General features: G+C 50.1%; 5 protein-coding genes. 4 read left to right on the forward strand and 1 reads right to left on the reverse strand.

Features of this window, described 5'->3' with window-relative positions:
- The first annotated feature begins 303 nt into the window (after nt 1-303).
- From J1785_RS03305 to J1785_RS03315, 3 genes are all read left to right on the forward strand, one after another.
- The gene (locus J1785_RS03305; protein WP_238483052.1) at nt 304-1,734 is read left to right on the forward strand and encodes a tannase/feruloyl esterase family alpha/beta hydrolase; all 1,431 of its coding nucleotides are present in this window, start codon (nt 304-306) and stop codon (nt 1,732-1,734) included.
- 167 nt (nt 1,735-1,901) lie between these two features.
- Nucleotides 1,902-2,519, forward strand: a complete 618-nt coding sequence (locus tag J1785_RS03310) for a TetR family transcriptional regulator (RefSeq protein WP_217218800.1) — start codon at nt 1,902-1,904, stop codon at nt 2,517-2,519.
- Between the two features lie 105 nt (nt 2,520-2,624).
- A complete protein-coding gene (locus J1785_RS03315) occupies nt 2,625-3,491 on the forward strand; it encodes a helix-turn-helix domain-containing protein (protein WP_129953536.1) in 867 nt (288 codons plus the stop codon).
- Between the two features lie 64 nt (nt 3,492-3,555).
- Here J1785_RS03315 and J1785_RS03320 read toward each other — a convergent pair whose 3' ends face one another.
- Nucleotides 3,556-4,335 carry a (S)-acetoin forming diacetyl reductase gene (locus J1785_RS03320; protein ID WP_129953537.1) on the reverse strand — a complete coding sequence of 260 codons (780 nt, stop codon included), beginning with the start codon at nt 4,333-4,335 and terminating at the stop codon, nt 3,556-3,558.
- Between the two features lie 306 nt (nt 4,336-4,641).
- On the opposite strand from J1785_RS03320, the gene J1785_RS03325 reads away from it, so the two are divergent.
- Nucleotides 4,642-4,857: GtrA family protein (locus J1785_RS03325; protein WP_217218801.1), on the forward strand; the 216-nt coding region annotated here is incomplete at its 3' end.

The raw sequence follows: 4,857 nt of genomic DNA on the forward strand, positions 1-4,857 counted from the left end.
GATTTAATATTCATCACATATATAATTAATATCCCTTATGAACTTTTTCAAAATGCCCTGAACTCAAAAGACTTTTTTCACGGGTCATTTAATGACAAACTGTCCTTACTTAGCCGCCGGAATGAACGTTCTTTGATGAAAGCTTCTCTTTGTCTCTGCCCGCTTGTACTGTTCACCGCCACTGTTTTATCTGCTCCTGACAAAAGCCTCATTCAGGCACAGTGCGTCGCCTTAAAAAATGTGCATATCAGTGCAGCTGCAATCGGACTTCCGACAAGAGGAGCGCGGGTTACCACCGTGGCGATGGCAGGCCATCCGGGTAATCAGCATTGCAAAGTTGAAGGGCAGATAGAGCCTGTCGATACTGATGCTCCCGATATTAATTTTGAGCTTTATCTGCCGCTTGACTGGAACGGTAAAGCCCTGCAATTGGGGGGGAGTGGTTTTGACGGCGCGATTAAAGACGCTGACACAGCACGCCTTGCCCCGGCAGCCACACCCGGAGCAATAAAACAAGGTTATGCCACGTTTGCCAGTGATTCCGGCCATCAGGGCGGGGTGTCCGATGCTTCCTTTACCCTTAATCAGGAAGCCTGGGATAACTTTGCCGGTGCGCAAATCAAGAAAACACACGATGTGGCCGTGGCCTTAATCCGACAAGCTTATGGTCGTAAGCCGGATCGCATGTACTTCCAGGGTAATTCACAAGGTGGCCACGAAGCGCTTGCCGCGATCCAACGCTTCCCGCTCGACTACGACGGTGCGATTGCCATTCATCCCGTTTATAACGTCGTTGAACTGCATCTGGCCGGGATCAGCATCGGAAAGGCCATCTACAACACGCCGGGCGCATGGATTTCGCCAGCAAAAGCCGCGCTGATTGCCAATGCCGTTACTGGCGCTTGCGACAAACTCGATGGTCTGGCTGATGGTGTGGTCGCGGATCCGGATGCCTGCAGTACCACCTTTAAACTGGCACATCTGCGCTGCCCGGAAGGAAAAGATGTGGGTGCCAGCTGTCTTTCAGACCCGCAAATCGCGCTGGTCCGGATGCTTGATAAACCGGTTCCTTTAGGTGTCAGTCTGCTGACGGGTGATCATTTCGCCCCATGGCCCATTTTGCGCGGTGCAGATGCATCCGCATTGGTCAGTGTTTTTGGCTCCGGTGCCAACAGGCCAAAACCAGAAGCCAGCAATATCATTATTTCCTTTCCTTATATGATGGGTGATCAGGCCGTACGCTACGAAGTGATGCGTGATGCCAGTTACGATTCTCTCCGCTTTGATCCCGCAGCTCACGAGACACGGCTGAAAGAACTGGCAGTACAAATCGATAATGATAGTGCCGACATTCACGCTTTTGTGCAGCACGGAGGAAAACTGTTACTGATGCATGGCACGGCGGATATGGCCGTTCCGCCGGGAAACACCGTGGCATATTACGAAAAACTGAAAGCTGAATTTGGTGAGCAAGAACTTCACCGGTTTGCCCGCTTTTACCTGGCCCCCGGTTTCACCCACAGCAGCGGCACTTATCGGGTAAGCTGGGATTCTCTGGGGACACTGGATAAATGGGTCGTACATGGGATCGATCCAGGCCAGCAAGTGATGACTGATACAAACAAAGCGACTGCAGGACGCGAAATGCCTTTATGTGATTATCCGTTGTTTCCGCGATACAACGGGAAGGGTGATCCAAAAGTAGCCTCCAGTTTTACCTGTGCCAGCCGATAATACTCCCCGTCCTAAGTTTTTCCCGATTCGGCGGGTACACATTTACATGAGATTGCAAGGCATTTACCTATATGAATTCACAGGTGAATGAACGTTCTCAAAAAATCTTGAACATCCGTTCAAGTCTTGGCATTATCCTCCTCTGTTTATCCTGCTCCGGATTTTTAGTGGCATATCTTTGTAAAGAAGCACGCAGAACCACCCTTCTGGAAGCCGCCGCCCGAATTGCCCGTCGTGAAGGTCTGGCTGCGACAACCGTCCGTCGGGTCGCACAGGAAGCCGGCGTTGCAACAGGTCAGGTACATCATCATTTTTCCAGTGCGGCTGAACTACGTGCGCAGGCTTATACGCAGGTGATGAAAGTCCTTAAAGACCAGTTACTGGAAAAATCAATCACGCTCACTGCCCGTGAACAGCTCAATCTTCTATTGGTTGGCCCGCATGGCGACGCGTTGCTCAACGCGATCCCGCTCTGGCACGAAGCGATGCTCCTGACTGAACAGGAGCCGCGGATGAAAGCGGCATTTGCCGTGTCAGTTGCTGACTGGCATGAACTGGTTTCCAACGCTATCACCCTGGGCAGGCAAAAAGGGCAGTTTGTTGAAGGAGAATCTCCTGAGCTCATCTCCTGGCGACTGATTGGCCTGAGCAGCAGCATGGATGCCATGTCACGTCTCGAAACCCTCGGGCTAACCGCAGACTGTGCCGAATACAATTTGAACCGTGCCATCGAAAATGAGCTGTATGCCCGGGAACCCGACCGTAAGGAAACGTCTGATGTTTAAAACACGTTAGCCACAGCGCGGATGTTCTCGTCGTAATAAAGGTGATTTCAAAATCTGTCGCGCATTGATAATGATGCGACTTTATAGCAGCACAGGGAGTTCATTTTGCAGAGCGAACAAAAACCTGATTTTCATGATGATTTGATCAAAGAGCTACTCTACTGGATCGAAGTCAACTTAAGTGATCGTCTGACCATGGAAAAAGCCTCGAAAAAAACCGGCTATTCACCGTGGTATCTTCAGCGTTTGTTTAAAAGTAAAACGGGTTACGCACTGGGTAAATACATCCGTGACCGTCGTCTGACGATGGCCGCTATCGCGTTGCGTCTGACTAATATGCCCATCCTCGATATTTCGTTGTATTACTCTTACGATTCGCAGCAAACCTTCACGCGTTCATTCAAAAAGAACTTCGCCGAAACTCCCGGTACGTATCGCCGCAACGCATCATGGACCATGAACGGGATCACCGCGCCGCTGACTGTCGATGAGTTTCCGCAACCGGAATATGAAATCGTTGAACTGCCGGAGATGGCGTTTGAAGGGGAAACAGTCTCACATTCTTACCCTATTGAGGCCTTATTCAACAGTAAGAATCACGTTCACCGCGCGCAGTTGTTGCGTTATCTGGAAACACCGGAATCACTGCTGGCGCCGGTCTGGGGGTTGTCGGACTGCCGGCCAGATACAAATGATGAAGTGGCGAATGCGTTGCAGATGGATTATACCGTGGCGCATCAGGTGCAACCCCGTGACAGCCATAACATCCTGGTTCCGGCCAGTCGTTATCTGAAGATCAACTATCCGTACGATCTTAACCGGCTGAATGATTTTATTCTGTATCTGTATTCCGTTTTTCTGCCAACTCTGGGTCTGGAATTTATTATGCAGCCGGACCTGGAAAAATACTCGCGTGAGTCTGCTCTCAAAGGCGTAACCTGCGAATACTATATTCCGCTGGCCAGGCATTGAACGGCCAGCAAACAGAAACAAAAAGGCCTCTCATCAGGAGAGGCCTGACAGACAGAAAAGCAGATCAGTTAAACACCATACCGCCATCAATCAGCAGCGCCTGACCGGTCATATAATCGGAATCTGGCCCGGCGAGGTAAGCAACGCAAGCCGCAACATCTTCCGGTTCAGAAAGGCGTTTCAGTGTAATATTCTTAGCGAATTCCTGGGTACCATAGCCCACCGGTTTTCCAGCTGCTGCAGACACCTGACGATCTATTTCTTCCCACATCGGTGTTTTCACAATCCCCGGGCAGAAGGCATTGACAGTAATACCCAACGAGGCCAGATCGCGTGCTGCCGTTTGTGTCAGCCCGCGAACCGCAAATTTACTCGAACTGTAGACGGCAAGTTCAGGGTTACCCACATGCCCGGCTTGTGATGACGCATTAATAATTTTGCCGCCATGTCCGAGTGATTTGAATGCTTTAACCGCGGCCTGAATACCCCAAATGACACCTTTCACATTGATATTATAAACTTTATCAACAATTTCAGGCGTGATGTCTTCAATCAGTGTTGTCGGCGCAATACCGGCATTATTCACAATGACGTCAAACCCACCGAGTTGTTTGGTGGCTGCTTCTACGGCAGCAAAAACCTGTTCCCGGTCAGACACATCCGCCAGCTGTGCAATCGCTTTACCACCGGCATGATTAATTTCTTCAGCGACTTTTTGTGCAGTCTCCCCGTTGAAATCCACCACAGCCACAGCAAAGCCATCCTTCGCCAGACGCAGTGCAATCGCGCGGCCGATCCCCTGACCGCCACCTGTAACTAAAGCCACTTTTCCATTTTTAGACATACGACTATCCTCTATGTATTCGGTATCTTCTTCAGGTGCTGCGCGTAAGACACGGTCTACCCGACCCGGTGCCGTTACGTGAGCTATCCACTGGTTTACGCCTGCGACGCTCAATGTGCAATTGTTAGCCACGGTCATTAACTTTTTCTCACTCACGAGGAAAGGGCGGATGATAAGACTGCAGCTGGGCACAAGCAGTTGCAGGGATATTGTATTATTCCGGCTTTCTATCTCACTTTGCGGCTGTTAAAGTGGCCGTCTGGTTAACCTTTTAAAATCTGCAGAGAGTTTCCCCGGTTATTCATTATGCTGAAGCTATTCACAAGATACTCATCGGTGGGTGTGATTAATACGCTGATACATTGGCTGGTGTTTGCAGGTTTGTACGCCTGCGGAACCCGGCAATCGCTGGCTAATATTCTGGCTTTCGCAGTTGCAGTGACCTTCTCATTTTTTGTTAATGCACGATGGACATTCAAAGCTGAAGCGACAACCCGGCGTTATATGTTTTATGTTTTGTTT

It is taken from the genome of Rahnella perminowiae, from assembly GCF_019049755.1.
Lineage (GTDB): Bacteria > Pseudomonadota > Gammaproteobacteria > Enterobacterales > Enterobacteriaceae > Rahnella > Rahnella perminowiae.

What these genes read in the sequence shown, in the direction of transcription:
- J1785_RS03305 (WP_238483052.1), top strand. Translation starts at nt 304, where the DNA reads ATGGCAGGCCATCCGGGTAATCAGCATTGCAAAGTTGAAGGGCAGATA.
- J1785_RS03320 (WP_129953537.1), bottom strand. Translation starts at nt 4,335, where the DNA reads ATGTCTAAAAATGGAAAAGTGGCTTTAGTTACAGGTGGCGGTCAGGGG.